Consider the following 11,875-nt stretch of genomic DNA (forward strand, 5'->3'; position numbering starts at 1 on the left):
TCAGCGTTCGGCCAGGCGGGCGCTGTCGACGAGTTGCCGGGGTGACCGGGCGCCGCCGAGGCTCTTCGCCTGGTACATGGCCGCGTCGGCACGACTGAGCGCGTCGGTGAGCTGGGCCGGACCGGTCACCGGGGCGAGCCCGACGGACGCGGTGACCCGGACGCTGCATCCGCTCAGCCGGATCGGCGCGGCGACGGTCTCGCTCAGGCGGCGGGTGGCGTGCTCGATCCAGCGCCGGTCGACGGTGGGGGTGGAGAGCAGTCCGGCGAACTCGTCTCCGCCGAGGCGGGCGACGAGGTTGTCCCCGGCGAAGCCGGCGAGCCGCTCGGCCACACTGATCAGCACCTGGTCGCCGGCGGCGTGCCCGTACTGGTCGTTTATCTGTTTGAAGTCGTTGAGGTCGAGCACGACGGCGATCAGCGGCTCGCCGGCCGCGTCGGTGAGCAGGGTGGCCGCGAGGCGGTAGAAGGCGCGGCGATTGGGCAGCCCGGTGAGTGGGTCGTGGCTCGCGGCGTGCCGTTCGGCGGCCAGCTCGGCGTGGAGGTGCCCGATCTCGGTCTCGGCGCGCAGCGCCCGTCGGCGTAGTTGCCAGGAGGAGAGCAGGGCGCCAGCGGCACAGATGCCGGAGGCGACACTCATCGGATCCGGCACGAACCCTCCCATCGCCTCGACCGCCCCCAGCCTCGCCTCGACGCGGTGTGCCGCGTCCGGGCCACGTTTTGCCTGATAGTTGCCCCTGCGGGGGTAACTCATAGTGAACGGATGGCCACCGATCACGTGCGTTATCATGCTCGCCGTCCGGTGCAGATGCAATAGCAGATGCACGTGCATGACCGTCCGATGTCGATATGGCACCCCCCTCGCCGTCACCGCTCCTCCCACGGCCACCGGCGGGCTCGTGAGCAGAAAGACGCCTCCATGCAGCAGCCACCCAATGGCGTACCGATCCACCAGTTGCCACCGCTGACCTGGCAGAAGAGCCGCCGGAGCAACCCCAGCGGCAACTGTGTCGAACTCGCCGAACTGCCCGAAGGAGCGGGCATCGCGGTCCGCAACTCGCGACACCCGGAGGGGCCGGCACTGATCTACACGGTGGACGAGATCACCGCCTTCGTGCTCGGTGCCCGAGACGGCGACTTCGATCACCTCATCAACTGACCGTTCGTCCGCGGGAGCGTCCCGGCGACGGGACCGAATCGCCGGTCCGGAGGAGTTCACCTCACTGTCGGTCCATGGCATGCTTACACGTCGGCCGGGCCGGGGTGCCCGGCCATCACGGGTTGGTGTCCGGAGGTCCGCACGTGACGATGGTTCCTGCCGAGGGTGGCCCGACAACCGGGCCGACGGTGCTCCGGATGCTGCTCGGCGCCCAGTTGCGCCGTCTGCGGGAGTCCAGCGGGGTAACTCGCGAGGGCGCCGGCTGGGAGATCCGCTCCTCCGAATCCAAGATCAGCCGGATGGAGCTGGGCCGGGTCGGTTTCAAGGAGCGCGACGTCTCCGACCTGCTGACCCTCTACGGCGTCACGGAGGAACACGAGCGTGACGCGCTGCTCAAGCTCGCCCGGGACGCCAACAGTCCCGGCTGGTGGCACCGCTACGGGGACGTGTTGCCGACCTGGTTCCAGTCGTACCTCGGCCTGGAGGCCGCGGCCGCGCTGATCCGCAGCTACGAGGTGCAGTTCGTGCCCGGCCTGTTGCAGACCCGGGAGTACGCCAGGGCGGTCGTGCTGCTCGGGCACGGCACCGCCGGTCCGGGCGAGATCGACCGACGCGTCGCCCTGCGGATGCAGCGTCAGCAGTTGCTGCACCGGGACAGCCCGCCGCAGCTCTGGGCCGTGGTGGACGAGGCGGCGTTGCGTCGACCGATCGGCGGCGCCGAGGTCATGCGCGGTCAGCTCACCGCACTCATCGAGGCGACCAAATCCCCGAACATCCGGCTCCAGGTGATCCCGTTCGCCGCCGGGGGGCACGCCGCCGCCGGGGGCGCCTTCACCATCCTGCGCTTCGGCGACCAGGAGTTGCCCGACATCGTCTACATCGAACAACTCACCAGCGCGATCTACCTCGACAAGCGCGATGACCTGGACTACTACGCGGTGGCCATGGAACGGCTCTGTGTCGAGGCCGAGCCACCCGAGCGTACGGCGGAGATTCTCGGCCGGCTGCTGGACGACCTCTATCCCGCGTGATCGTCGGGTGGGGCCGCGGCCCCACCCGACGTGGCACTACCATGGTCCGCGAACGGCGACAGTGGACACTCGTCATTGCGGGGGCTGCCTTGACCACCGATGCTGCTGGCACGACGGCCGGCTCGCCGAGCGACCGGATCGACACCTCGGTGCCGCACCCGGCGCGCCGCTACAACTACTGGCTGGGCGGCAAGGACAACTTCCAGGCCGACCGGGAGTCCGGCGACGCGATAACGGCCGCCTTTCCGACCGTCCGCACCGCCGCCCTGGAAAACCGCCGCTTCCTGCAGCGGGCGGTGGGCTACCTGGCCCGTGAGGCGGGCATCCGGCAGTTCCTCGACATCGGCACCGGCATCCCGACCGCCAACAACACCCACGAGGTCGCCCAGGCCATCGCGCCCGAATCCCGGGTGGTCTACGTGGACAACGACCCGATCGTGCTGGCCCACGCCCGCGCGCTGTTGAGCAGCTCGCCGACGGGCGCCACCGCCTACATCGACGCCGACCTGCGCGACCCGCAGCGGATCCTCGCGCACCCGGAGTTGAGCCGCGCCATCGACCTGTCGCAGCCGGTCGCGCTCATGCTGGTCGCGGTCCTGCACTTCCTGCCCGACGAGGACGACCCGTACGCGTTGGTGCGGCAGGTGCTCGACGCGCTGCCGCCCGGCAGCTACCTGGCCGCCTCGCACGGCACCCACGACTACCTTCCGTCGGCGGTCGCGGCCGACTTCCGGGCGAAGGCCCGAGAAGGCGGCCCGCACGGGCTGATCAACCTACGCGGCAGTGACGAGTTCGCCCGCTTCTTCGCCGGCCTCGACATGGTCGAGCCGGGCATCGTCTCGGTCGCCGAGTGGCGGGCGGAGAACGAGCCGCCGCCACGTCCCTCGCCCGTCGAGGTGAGCGTGTACGGCGCGGTCGCCCGCCTTCCCTGACCCGGCCGGGCGACGCCTCCCGAGTGGAGGCGTTCAGCTCTCCGGGGCGTCGTAGTGGGCCCGCGCGGCGTGCACCTCACCGATGTGCGTCTCGGCCCAGGCCTTGATCGCCCGCTGCACCGGCAGCAGGCTCTCGCCCAGCGGGGTGAGCTGGTAGTCGACCCGGGCCGGCACGCCGACGGTCACCGACCGGCTGACCAGGCCGTCGCGCTCCAGTTTGCGCAGCGTCTGGGTGAGCATCTTCTGACTTGCCCCGGCCACCGTGCGGGCCAGCTCGCTGTGCCGTCGCGGCCCGTCGGCGAGCGCGCTCACCACGAGCGTCAACCACTTGTCGCTGAGCGTCGCGAGCAGTTCGTGACCCGGGCACTCGGCCAGGAAGGCGTTGTACGAGCGCCGGTCCCGCTCGCGGCGTTCGCCGGCGGTCATGGTGGCCATCGTGTCCCTCCCGGGTACCCAGGGCACCTCGCGGTGCCTTCTTCTCGCCGGATGCTAACGCTTCTAGCGTCGTCGGCATGAGAGCTGTGATCGTCCGCCGGTTCGGCGGCCCCGAGGTTCTGGAGATAGCCGACCGGCCCGAACCGGAGCCGGGGGTGGGGCAACTACGGGTGCGCGTCGCCGCCGCCGGCGTCAATCGGATCGACCTGTCCACCCGCAGTGGCGCGTTGACCGCCGCCGGCCTGCTGCCCCCGTTGCCCGTCGTGGGGCTGGGCTGGGATGTGGCGGGGACCGTGGACGCGGTCGGGCCGGGAGTGCGGCGGTTCGCGGTGGGTGCCGCGGTGATCGGTCTGCGGGACCTGCTGTCCGCGCCCGGAACCCAGGCCGAGTGGGTGGTGTTGGACGAGGGGGCGGTGGCGCGGGCACCGCGTACCGTCGCCCCGGAGGTCGCGGCGACGCTGCCGTTGATCGGTCTCACCGCGTCCCGGTCGCTCGCCCTCACCGGCCTGGACGCCGGGCGCACGCTGCTGGTCACCGGCGCGGCCGGCGGGGTGGGTGGGCTTCTGCTCGAACTGGCCGCGTTGCGTGGCATCCGGACCGTCGCCGTGGCCGACGTGCGGGACGAGGAGTTGGTCCGTTCGCTGGGCGCGGACTGGTTCGTGGCGCGGACCGACCGGCTCGGGACGGCGGTTCGCGCGGTGGTGCCGGGCGGGGTGGACGCGGTGGTCGACGCGGCGGTTGTCGGCGTCGCCGCGCACGAGGCCTTGCGGGGTGGGGGAGTGTTCGTCGCGCTCGTGGCGCCGTTCGCCCCGCCGCCGCTGCGCGCCACCCGGGTCGTCGTGCAGGAGGTCCACGCCGACGGTGCGCTCCTGGCCGAGCTGTCGGCGTTGGTCGACAGTGGCCAGCTCAGCCTGCGGCTGGCCGGGCGGCTGCCGCTGACCGACGTGGCGGCGGCACACCAGCGGCTGGCCGCCGGCGGGTTGCGGGGGCGCCTGGTGCTGGAGCCCTGAGGCCGACGCCGCCGACCGCCGTGCTGGCGGGTCCGACGTGCTCGTCAGCGGCGGCGGTTCCCGGGTCCGGATCCACGTATTGACCGACGCCGACCGGTCGAGCTAGTCTCTGTATCGATACAGACTGAATCGATACAGAGAGGTGCCGGTGAAGCCGACCCTGCAAGCCGTGGCCGACGCTGTCGGCGTCTCCCGCAGCACCGTGTCCAACGCCTACGGCCGCCCCGACCAGCTCTCGGCCACCCTGCGCGAGCGGATCCTGGACGCCGCGCGGCAACTCGGCTACCCCGGCCCCAACCCCACCGCACGGTCCCTGCGCCGGGGCTTCGTCGGGTCGATCGGCGTGCTGTTCACCTCGCACCTGTCGTACGCCTTCACCGACCCGTTCGCGGTCCGCTTCCTCGCCGGGGTCGGCGTGGCCGCCGAGCGGCACGGCACCAGCATGCTGCTGGTGCCGCTGCCGCCGGCGGTGACCGACGCCCGGCGGGCGGTGGAGAACGCCGCCGTGGACGGGTTCTGCGTCTACTGCGTCGCCGACGAGGAATGGGCGTTGGACGTGATCCGCGCCCGCGGGCTGCCGTTCGTCAGCACCGCCGCCCGCGACGACGCCGGCCCGGACGAGCGGTTCGTCGGCATCGACGAGCGCGCCGCCGCGCGTGGTGTCGCCGCACACGTGGCCGGCCTCGGTCATCGCCGGGTGGCGCTGCTCGCCGATTCCGTCGTCCCCGACGCCCCCGCCGGCCCGCTCCGCCTGTCCGGCGTGCACGAGGCGGGGCACCCCACCACCCGGGGCCGGCTCGCCGGATTCGCCGACGCGTTCGCCGAGGTCGGCGTCCAGTGGGCCGACCTGACCCTGCTCAACGCCGCGGGCAACAGCCGCCCGGCGGCAGCCGCCGCCGTCGCCGGCCTGTTCGACTCACCGACGCCGCCGACCGCCGTGCTGGCCGGCTCCGACGTGCTCGCCCTCGGTGTGCTCGACGCCCTCGAGCGGCAGCCGGGCAGCATCCGACCGGCCGTCTCGGTGACCGGTTTCGACGATGTCCCCGAGGCCGCCGCTGCCGGCCTCACCACGGTCCGGCAGCCCGCCGAGGAGAAGGGCCGCATCGCCGCCGAACTCCTGCTCGACCCGCCCGCGGACGCCGCGGCCGGCCATGTGTTGTTGCCCACCACACTCGTCGTCCGGACCTCCACCGGACCTGTCCCGAGGAGCTGACCATGGAACTTCCCACCGGATACGTCACCGCGCTCGACGCCATGAACCGGCACGTCAACTCGGCCCGACCGAACGCCCCGGTCCAGGTCGAACGCGTCCGCCCGGCCCTGCTGGCCCCGACCCGGCAGGCCGCCGCCGTCGCCCTGCGCCGCCTCGCCGACCGCATCCAGCCGCGACCGCTGCCCGCCGCGCCGCGCTGCTCCTGACCCGCTCGAAACTCATTCCGGTACGCACGGGACGAACAGTGTGGGTCCGGGCACGCAGGGTGGTCGAGTGGGGCGTGGCCAGGCAGACTGGTGAGGCCATGTCACCCTTCATGCCCACCCTCCGTCTCCACGACCGCTACGTGCTGCACGAGCGGATCGGTCTCGGTGGCATGTCCGAGGTGTGGCGGGCCGACGACGACGTGCTCGGCCGACCGGTCGCGATCAAGGTCCTCGCCGGGCAGCTCGCGGCCGATCCGCAACTGCGGGCCACCATCCGACGCGAGGCCCGCGCGGCCGCCCGGCTGACCCACCCACACGTGACCCAGGTGTACGACTACGCCGAGGCGACCCTGGCCGGCGGCGTCGTGGTCCCGTACCTGGTGATGGAGCTCGTCGACGGTCACAACCTGGCCGACCGCCTACGGAACGGGCCGCTGCCCTGGCCGGAGGCGGTCCGGGTGGCCGGGCAGATCGCCGCCGCGCTCGCCGCCGCGCACCGCATCGGCGTCGTGCACCGCGACGTCAAACCGGGCAACGTCATGCTCACCGACACCGGCGCCAAAGTGCTCGACTTCGGCATCGCCGCGCTCGGCGGACTCGACGGCCAGTCCGGCGAGCCCCTGATGGGCACCCCCGCCTACTTCGCCCCGGAGCGACTGACCGCGGGCCCGCCCGATCCGGCCAGCGACGTCTACGCCCTCGGCGCGCTGCTCTACCGCACCCTCACCGGGCAGGCGCCGCTGCCGGTGCAGAGCTGGGAGGACGCCCTCGAGGTGCACCGGCGCGGCACTCCGGTGCCGCCGCTGCGGGTGCCCGGCCTCCCCGCCGACATCGCCGAGCTGACCCTCGCCTGTCTGGCCGCCAACCCGGCCGACCGGCCGAGCGCCGCGCACCTGGCCCGCCGCTTCGGCGCCGGCCAACCTGTCGAGCCGCCCACCGAGCTGCTGCGCATCCAGCCCGTGGCGCACCCGCCCACCCTGATCGACCGCTCGGCGGTCCGTCCCGCCCCGGTCGCCGCCGAGCCCACCCGCCGCCGCTCACGTCGACCCCTCGCCGTGCTGGTCGCGGCCGGCCTCGCCGTGCTGGTCGGCGTCGGCGCCCTGCTCGCCGAGGGGCAGTTGGGCACGCCGAGCGCGCCCACCTCGCCCCAGGTGGCCGCCCCGCCGTCGTCCTCCGCTCCGAAACCCGCGCCCACCACGCACTCGCCGACGCCGGCGGCACCCCGACCCAGCGCCAGCACCGCGCCCCCGACCACCGGGCAGGTGCCGGTCAGCCTCCGGGAGGTGACGAGCGAGTTCGCCGCGGTCCTCGCCGGGGCGGTCGCCCGCGGAGACGTCGACTGGAAGACCGCCGCAGACCTGCGCGACGACCTCACCGACCTGGACCGGCACACCAGGGACCGGGCCAAACGCGTCGCCGAGTTGCGCGAACACCTCGCCGAGCTTGTGGAACGCGACCGGCTGCCCGCGCAGACGGGCGCCCAACTGGACGCTCTGCTGACCCGGGCCAGCAGCTTCTCCACCGGCCGTACGGACGACTGACAGCGCTGTCGATGCCGCTGGCATGATGTGCCGATGCGGACACGTCTGATCTTCGTACGGCACGGCGAGTCGCTTCACCAGGTCGAGGGAATCGTGGGTGGGCCGCGTGGTTGCCGAGGCCTCACCGCCCTCGGCCACGAGCAGGCACACGACCTGGCCAACCGGCTCTCCCGTGACGTCGCCGGCGACGGACCGGTGGCCGTCTACTCGTCCGTCCTGCGCCGAGCCGTCGAGACCGCGCAACCGATCGGCGCGGCGCTCGGCGTCCGACCGGTGGCCGACTGCGGCCTGTGCACCTGGCACACGCCCCCGTACGCCGACGGCCTGCCGACCGCCCGCTTCCGGACCGACCACGCGGTGGCCGGTGGGGGTGTGTTCCGTCCCTTCGAGGAGGGCAACGAGAGCTGGGCCGAGCTGGTGGTCCGGGTCAGCCGCGCGATCATGGAGATCGCGCATCGACACCGGGGCGCCACAGTGGTGCTCGTCGGTCACAGCGAGACCGTCGAGGGCGCCTTCCACGCGCTCGCCGCGCAGCCGATCTTTCGGGCGTTCGACCTGGACGTCGCCCCGGCCTCGATCACCGAGTGGACGACCGATCACGACCCCGGCGGTTGGCCGCCGGCCCGCTGGACGCTGCGCCGCTTCGGCGACCTGGGCGGCTGGGCCAGGGCGTGATCCAGGAGGGCCGCGTCGGGCCTCCAGCAGGGCCGCGTCGGGCCTCCAGCAGGGCCGCGTCGGGCCTCCAGCAGGGCCGTGCCGGGCCTCCAGCAGGGCGGTGCCGGGCCGAGATCGCCGGCACGGCGTGCTCGCCCATCGGTTTCCGCCGGCCGTAGTCTCACCGACATGACGACAACGCAGACGCACACCCTCGCCGTGCCCGGCGTCGACCTGGTCTACGACGTCCGCGGTCCGCTGCCCCCGTCCGGCGGGCGCCCCGTCCTGCTCATGATCGGTCAACCGATGGCCGCGGAGGGCTTCACCGCGCTCGCCCCGCACTTCACGGACCGCACCGTGGTCACCTACGACCCGCGCGGCCTCGGCCGTAGTGTCCGCACGGACGGCCGCACCGACCACACGCCGCAGCAGCAGGCGGCCGACCTGCACCACCTGATCGAGGCCCTCGGGGCCGGCCCGGTCGACCTGTTCGCCAGCAGCGGCGGCGCGGTGACGGCGCTCGAACTCGTCGCGGCCTACCCGGGCGACGTCGTCACGTTGGTGGCGCACGAGCCGCCGATCAACGCCGTGCTTCCCGACGCCGGGGCTGCCGAACGCGCTCGGGCCGACTTCTACCAGGCGTACCAGGCGAAGGGCGCCGGCGCGGGCATGGCCGCGTTCATCGCGATGACGTCGTGGCAGGGCGAGTTCACCGACGCCTACTTCGCCCAGTCCGCGCCGGACCCGGCGACGTTCGGCCTGTCCACCGAGGACGACGGCAACCGCGACGACCCGCTGCTGTCGGACCTGTCCTGGGCGATCAGCGACTACCGGCCCGACGCGAGCCGGCTCACCTCGGCGCCGACCCGGATCGTGGTCGCCGTCGGCGAGGAGTCGGCCGGGACGTACACCGCGCGGACGGCCCTCGGCCTGGCGGCCCTGCTCGGCCAGGAGGCCGTGGTGTTCCCGAGTCACCATGGTGGCTTCCTCGGAGGCGAGTTCGGCTATGCGGGCAAGCCGGAGGAGTTCGCGGCACGGTTGCGGGAGGTGTTGGACGCCGGCTGACCGCCCGAACTACTCGGCCAGGAGTTGCTCGCGCAGGATCTCCGCGTGCCCGCAGTGCTGGGCCAACTCGCGCAGCACGTGCAGGTACACCCAGCGCAGCGGCAGTGGACCGCGCCGGTTGCCGCGCAGGATGTCGTCCAGACCCAGCGAGGACGTCGCGCGGCGGGAGGCAGCGCATGCCTCGCGGTGTGCCCGCTGGACGCTGTCGATCGTGTCGTCGTCGTCCAGGCTGAACGACTCGTCCGGGGTGGCGGGGATGCCGATCTCGGCGCGGGACCGGCACGTGACGGCCTCGTCGAACCAGACCTTCTCCACGAAGGTGGCGTGCTTCACCAGACCCAGCAGCGTGGTCCGGGACGGCACCAACGAGCGGCGCACCTGCTCCTCGGTCAGCCCGTCCAGACAGCCGTTGAGCGCTCGGCGATGCTCGTCGATGAACGTCTCGACCTGCGCCTGTGCCGGCTGGTCGATGACATCGTCGGCGAAGGTCCCGGGAAAGGAAGTCACCCGCGAAGCATTCCAAGGTCGTGGACGAGGCGCAAACACCTGCCACTCAGCCGAACCCGACGAGCGCGCCGCGCTCGTCGAAGCGGGCCGAGCCGGCCCAGGCGATCTCCCAGCGGTTGCCCTCCGGGTCGGCGACGTAACCGGAGCGCCCACCCCAGGGCCGGTCGGTCGGCTCCGCCACCACCGTCGCGCCCGCAGCGACCGCCGCGGCGAAGGCCCTGTCGACCTCCCCGCGACTGTCGACATTGCAGGCCAGGGTGACACCGGACCAACCTCCCGCCGGACCGGGCACGCCCGGCGCCGCCTCGGCGGCCAGCTCCGGCAGCGGGAAGAGCGCGAACAGGACGCCACCGAGCAGGAAGGCCGACCAGCCGTCGTCGCTGGCCGGCAGCTCGGGCCACCCCAGGGACCGGTAGAAGGACCGCAGCGCGCCGATGTCACGTGCTCCCAGCGTGACCACGGACAGGCGGGAGGGGACGGTGCTCATCAGCCGATCCTGCCCGAGGCGTACGACACGTGCGAGTCAGCCGGCGGCGTTTCGCACGGTGTCGGGGAGGGTCACGGCTACCGACTCTCCCGGCTCGGTGCCCGCGCGCGCGAGGACCTTTCCCTCCGGCGTCCACACCCCGGACCGTCCTGCCGCCTCGGTGTAGCCACCGCCGGTCGAGCCGGCGAAACTCGCCACCGCCACCCAGACCCGGTGGGCGGTGGCGATCCGGTGCGCCCGCTGGTCGGTCACGGCGGCGTCGCGCGCGGACTCCAGGACACCCGCCGCGTAGACGTCGATGCCGAGCGCCGCGGTCCGCTCCGCGTGCGCGGTGACGCCGGTGTCCTTGCAGACGGCCAACCCCACCCGCCAGCCGTCCACGTCGAGCACGACCGGCGTCTCGCCCGGCCGGAACCGATCGGCCTCGGCGGCGCCCAGCCACATCTTCCGGTAGGCCACCGTCACTCCGGTGCCGGTCACCGCCAGCACCGCGATGTGGTCGCCGGCGACCGGCGCGCCGACGAGGGCCACCGTGCCCGTCTCGGCGCACGCCTCGACAAGCGGCACCAACCGCGGATCGTCGACCGGCACGACCGGCGCGTCCAACTCGTACCCCGTCAGGGACAGCTCGGGAAAGACCACCACCCGGGCGCCCGCCGCGCGGACCGCGGCGGCGTGCGTCCGCGCGTTTGTCGCGACATCCCGGGGTACGCACCGCGGCTGCACGACGGCGAGCCGCAGTGGGGTGCGGTTTTCCACACCCTCAGCGGTGTGGTCGAGTCGCGCGGCCGGGAGGTCAACCGCATGGTCGGCTCTCAGGATCGCTTCGTACGGTGGGCGCATGATTCGAACGTCCCACGCCCTGCTCGCCACCGGAACCCCCACCGCCGCGGCCGAACCACCGCAGGGTGGCCTCGTCGGTTACGTCACCGACCTGGTGGAACGACTCGGCGGGCCGGGCGCCGGCCTGGCCGTGGCGCTGGAGAACCTGTTCCCGCCGATCCCCAGCGAGGTGATCCTGCCGCTGGCCGGGTTCGTCGCGGCGCAGGGCCGGATGAGTCTGGTCGGTGCGATCTTCTGGACCACGCTGGGCTCGGCGGTGGGCGCGATGGCGCTCTACCTGGTCGGCGCATCGCTGGGCCGCGACCGGATGCGCGCCATCGTGGCCCGGCTGCCGCTGGTGAAGCTCAGCGACGTGGACCGGACCGAGGCGTGGTTCCTCCGGCACGGCGTGAAGGCCGTCTTCTTCGGCCGGATGATCCCGATCTTCCGCAGCCTGATCTCCATCCCGGCCGGGGTGGAGCGCATGCCGGTGGGCACCTTCCTGCTCTACACCACGCTGGGCAGCCTGATCTGGAACACCACATTCGTGCTCGCCGGCTACCTGCTCGGCGACAACTGGCACCTCGTCGAGGGGTACGCGGGCACGCTGCAGAAAGTGGTGATCGTGGTCTGCGCGGCGGCGGCCGCCTGGTTCGTCGGGTCCCGCGTGCTGCGCGCCCGCCGGGCCGCCCGCGACCCCGAGCCGGCCGATCCCGGGCACGGCGAGCCGGCGCTCGGCGTGCCCGACCCGGGCGGGCGCGGCACCCTCTACCGAAGCGGCTCGTGGACCTCGGACGAGCGCTAGCACTTCCTG

General features: G+C 73.0%; 15 protein-coding genes. 10 read left to right on the plus strand and 5 right to left on the minus strand.

The features are described from left to right. On the minus strand, nucleotides 1-651 hold the full coding sequence (locus ACGFH8_RS19665) for a GGDEF domain-containing protein (protein ID WP_393369124.1): 651 nt from the start codon (nucleotides 649-651) through the stop codon (nucleotides 1-3). 267 nt (nucleotides 652-918) lie between these two features. Between ACGFH8_RS19665 and ACGFH8_RS19670 the strand changes: the two genes are divergently transcribed. The 3 genes from ACGFH8_RS19670 (at nucleotide 919) to ACGFH8_RS19680 (ending at nucleotide 3,121) form a co-directional block, all read left to right on the plus strand. Further along, complete coding sequence (locus ACGFH8_RS19670; RefSeq protein ID WP_393368818.1) at nucleotides 919-1,158, plus strand: DUF397 domain-containing protein; 240 nt, start codon at nucleotides 919-921, stop codon at nucleotides 1,156-1,158. 149 nt (nucleotides 1,159-1,307) lie between these two features. After that, complete coding sequence (locus ACGFH8_RS19675; RefSeq protein WP_393369127.1) at nucleotides 1,308-2,189, plus strand: helix-turn-helix domain-containing protein; 882 nt, start codon at nucleotides 1,308-1,310, stop codon at nucleotides 2,187-2,189. Between the two features lie 89 nt (nucleotides 2,190-2,278). Then, nucleotides 2,279-3,121, plus strand: a complete 843-nt coding sequence (locus ACGFH8_RS19680) for an SAM-dependent methyltransferase (RefSeq protein WP_393368820.1) — start codon at nucleotides 2,279-2,281, stop codon at nucleotides 3,119-3,121. Between the two features lie 33 nt (nucleotides 3,122-3,154). Here ACGFH8_RS19680 and ACGFH8_RS19685 read toward each other — a convergent pair whose 3' ends face one another. Continuing rightward, nucleotides 3,155-3,556, minus strand: coding sequence for a winged helix-turn-helix transcriptional regulator (locus ACGFH8_RS19685; protein ID WP_393368823.1), 402 nt, complete (start codon nucleotides 3,554-3,556; stop codon nucleotides 3,155-3,157). Nucleotides 3,557-3,633: 77 nt separating this feature from the next. Here ACGFH8_RS19685 and ACGFH8_RS19690 point away from each other — a divergent pair, with 77 nt between their 5' ends. The 6 genes from ACGFH8_RS19690 (at nucleotide 3,634) to ACGFH8_RS19715 (ending at nucleotide 9,245) form a co-directional block, all read left to right on the plus strand. Then, nucleotides 3,634-4,566 carry an NADP-dependent oxidoreductase gene (locus ACGFH8_RS19690; RefSeq protein WP_393368826.1) on the plus strand — a complete coding sequence of 311 codons (933 nt, stop codon included), beginning with the start codon at nucleotides 3,634-3,636 and terminating at the stop codon, nucleotides 4,564-4,566. A gap of 169 nt (nucleotides 4,567-4,735) precedes the next feature. Next, nucleotides 4,736-5,779 carry a LacI family DNA-binding transcriptional regulator gene (locus ACGFH8_RS19695; protein WP_393368828.1) on the plus strand — a complete coding sequence of 348 codons (1,044 nt, stop codon included), beginning with the start codon at nucleotides 4,736-4,738 and terminating at the stop codon, nucleotides 5,777-5,779. Nucleotides 5,780-5,781: 2 nt separating this feature from the next. Next, nucleotides 5,782-5,985 carry a hypothetical protein gene (locus ACGFH8_RS19700; RefSeq protein WP_393368831.1) on the plus strand — a complete coding sequence of 68 codons (204 nt, stop codon included), beginning with the start codon at nucleotides 5,782-5,784 and terminating at the stop codon, nucleotides 5,983-5,985. 98 nt (nucleotides 5,986-6,083) lie between these two features. Further along, nucleotides 6,084-7,526 (plus strand): protein kinase, encoded by a 1,443-nt coding sequence (locus tag ACGFH8_RS19705; protein WP_393368834.1) that lies wholly within the window; start codon nucleotides 6,084-6,086, stop codon nucleotides 7,524-7,526. Nucleotides 7,527-7,559: 33 nt separating this feature from the next. Beyond that, on the plus strand, nucleotides 7,560-8,201 hold the full coding sequence (locus ACGFH8_RS19710; RefSeq protein ID WP_393368836.1) for a histidine phosphatase family protein: 642 nt from the start codon (nucleotides 7,560-7,562) through the stop codon (nucleotides 8,199-8,201). A gap of 168 nt (nucleotides 8,202-8,369) precedes the next feature. After that, a complete protein-coding gene (locus tag ACGFH8_RS19715) occupies nucleotides 8,370-9,245 on the plus strand; it encodes an alpha/beta fold hydrolase (protein ID WP_393368839.1) in 876 nt (291 codons plus the stop codon). A 9-nt stretch (nucleotides 9,246-9,254) separates the two neighbouring features. On the opposite strand, the gene ACGFH8_RS19720 is transcribed toward ACGFH8_RS19715, so the two are convergent. From ACGFH8_RS19720 to ACGFH8_RS19730, 3 genes are read right to left on the minus strand one after another with little or no spacing between them, the layout of a single operon-like run. Continuing rightward, nucleotides 9,255-9,752 carry a DinB family protein gene (locus ACGFH8_RS19720; protein ID WP_393368842.1) on the minus strand — a complete coding sequence of 166 codons (498 nt, stop codon included), beginning with the start codon at nucleotides 9,750-9,752 and terminating at the stop codon, nucleotides 9,255-9,257. Nucleotides 9,753-9,798: 46 nt separating this feature from the next. Continuing rightward, entirely contained in the window at nucleotides 9,799-10,239 is a 441-nt protein-coding gene (locus ACGFH8_RS19725; protein WP_393368845.1) for a VOC family protein, read from the minus strand. A gap of 36 nt (nucleotides 10,240-10,275) precedes the next feature. Further along, complete coding sequence (locus tag ACGFH8_RS19730; RefSeq protein ID WP_393368847.1) at nucleotides 10,276-10,998, minus strand: carbon-nitrogen hydrolase family protein; 723 nt, start codon at nucleotides 10,996-10,998, stop codon at nucleotides 10,276-10,278. An 82-nt stretch (nucleotides 10,999-11,080) separates the two neighbouring features. Between ACGFH8_RS19730 and ACGFH8_RS19735 the strand changes: the two genes are divergently transcribed. After that, the gene (locus ACGFH8_RS19735; RefSeq protein WP_393368850.1) at nucleotides 11,081-11,866 is read left to right on the plus strand and encodes a DedA family protein; all 786 of its coding nucleotides are present in this window, start codon (nucleotides 11,081-11,083) and stop codon (nucleotides 11,864-11,866) included. Nucleotides 11,867-11,875 lie beyond the last annotated feature (9 nt).

The sequence above is a fragment of the Micromonospora sp. NPDC049175 genome (assembly GCF_043197345.1).
Taxonomy (GTDB): Bacteria; Actinomycetota; Actinomycetes; order Mycobacteriales; family Micromonosporaceae; genus Micromonospora.

Excerpts from the sequence above, each read along its gene's own strand:
- ACGFH8_RS19675 (WP_393369127.1), top strand. The coding sequence starts at position 1,308 with ATGGTTCCTGCCGAGGGTGGCCCGACAACCGGGCCGACGGTGCTCCGG.
- ACGFH8_RS19715 (WP_393368839.1), top strand. The coding sequence starts at position 8,370 with ATGACGACAACGCAGACGCACACCCTCGCCGTGCCCGGCGTCGACCTG.
- ACGFH8_RS19705 (WP_393368834.1), top strand. The coding sequence starts at position 6,084 with ATGTCACCCTTCATGCCCACCCTCCGTCTCCACGACCGCTACGTGCTG.
- ACGFH8_RS19685 (WP_393368823.1), bottom strand. The coding sequence starts at position 3,556 with ATGGCCACCATGACCGCCGGCGAACGCCGCGAGCGGGACCGGCGCTCG.
- ACGFH8_RS19710 (WP_393368836.1), top strand. The coding sequence starts at position 7,560 with ATGCGGACACGTCTGATCTTCGTACGGCACGGCGAGTCGCTTCACCAG.
- ACGFH8_RS19690 (WP_393368826.1), top strand. The coding sequence starts at position 3,634 with ATGAGAGCTGTGATCGTCCGCCGGTTCGGCGGCCCCGAGGTTCTGGAG.
- ACGFH8_RS19725 (WP_393368845.1), bottom strand. The coding sequence starts at position 10,239 with ATGAGCACCGTCCCCTCCCGCCTGTCCGTGGTCACGCTGGGAGCACGT.
- ACGFH8_RS19700 (WP_393368831.1), top strand. The coding sequence starts at position 5,782 with ATGGAACTTCCCACCGGATACGTCACCGCGCTCGACGCCATGAACCGG.
- ACGFH8_RS19735 (WP_393368850.1), top strand. The coding sequence starts at position 11,081 with ATGATTCGAACGTCCCACGCCCTGCTCGCCACCGGAACCCCCACCGCC.
- ACGFH8_RS19670 (WP_393368818.1), top strand. The coding sequence starts at position 919 with ATGCAGCAGCCACCCAATGGCGTACCGATCCACCAGTTGCCACCGCTG.